Raw genomic sequence first — 999 nt, 5'->3', positions numbered from 1 at the left:
CCCGCGACGAGCGCCGCTTCCCCACCGCGACCGGCCGCGCCAACTTCACCGCAGCCCCCGTCGAGTACCCCGAACTCCCCGACGGCAGGCTCCTGTTGCAGACACTGCGCTCCCACGATCAGTACAACACCACCATCTACGGCCTCGACGACCGCTACCGGGGCATCAAGGGCGGCCGCCGCATCGTCATGGTCAACCCCGAGGACGCCGCCGCCCTCGGCCTCGCCGACGGCGCGTACACCGACCTCGTCAGCGAGTGGAAGGACGGCGTCGAGCGCCGCGCGGACGGCTTCCGCGTCGTCCACTACCCCACCGCCCGGGGCTGCGCCGCCGCCTACTACCCGGAGACCAACGTCCTGGTCCCCCTCGGCTCCACGGCGGACACCAGCAACACCCCGGCCAGCAAATCGGTCGTCGTCCGCTTCGAGCACACCCGGAGCGACTGAAAGCCGCCACTCCCTAAGCGTCCGCTCAGCCGTCTGATAAGAACAGTGCAGACAGCAACGAACGAGCGCACCGAAACGGAGCCGGATCCATGGGCGAGCACACCGCACCCCTCTTCCCGCAGGAAGTCATCGACGAGTACGCGGCACTCGGCGTCGACCTGCCCGCCCTCTTCTCCGCCGGCCACCTCGGCGAACGCATGGGCGTGACCGTCGTCGAGGCCTCTGCCGACCGCGTCGTCGGCACCATGCCCGTCGAGGGCAACACCCAGCCCTACGGACTCCTGCACGGCGGCGCCTCCGCCGTCCTCGCCGAAACCCTCGGGTCCATCGGCTCCATGCTCCACGGCGGAGCCTCCAAGCTCGCCGTCGGCGTCGACCTCAACTGCACCCACCACCGAGGCGTCCGCAACGGCCTCGTGACCGGCGTCGCCACCCCCGTACACCAGGGCCGCTCCACCGCCACGTACGAGATCGTCATCACCGACGAACAGGACAAGCGGGTCTGCACCGCACGCCTCACCTGCCTCCTCCGCGACGCCCCCCGCCCCGAAGC

At 70.5% G+C, this 999-nt stretch carries 2 protein-coding genes; both read left to right on the top strand.

Translation table 11 applies throughout. From position 1 onward, the window contains the following. Nucleotides 1-446: molybdopterin dinucleotide binding domain-containing protein (locus tag HET64_RS38530; protein ID WP_285801945.1), on the top strand; the 446-nt coding region annotated here is incomplete at its 5' end. A gap of 89 nt (nucleotides 447-535) precedes the next feature. After that, nucleotides 536-999, top strand: a 464-nt coding sequence (locus HET64_RS38525) for a PaaI family thioesterase (RefSeq protein WP_215111866.1), incomplete at its 3' end; no start/stop codon positions are given.

The sequence above is a fragment of the Streptomyces sp. McG3 genome (genome assembly GCF_018619185.1).
Classification (GTDB): domain Bacteria; phylum Actinomycetota; class Actinomycetes; order Streptomycetales; family Streptomycetaceae; genus Streptomyces.
Note: the sequence above shows the minus strand (reverse complement) of the source record. Positions and strands in the feature narration are given on the sequence as shown.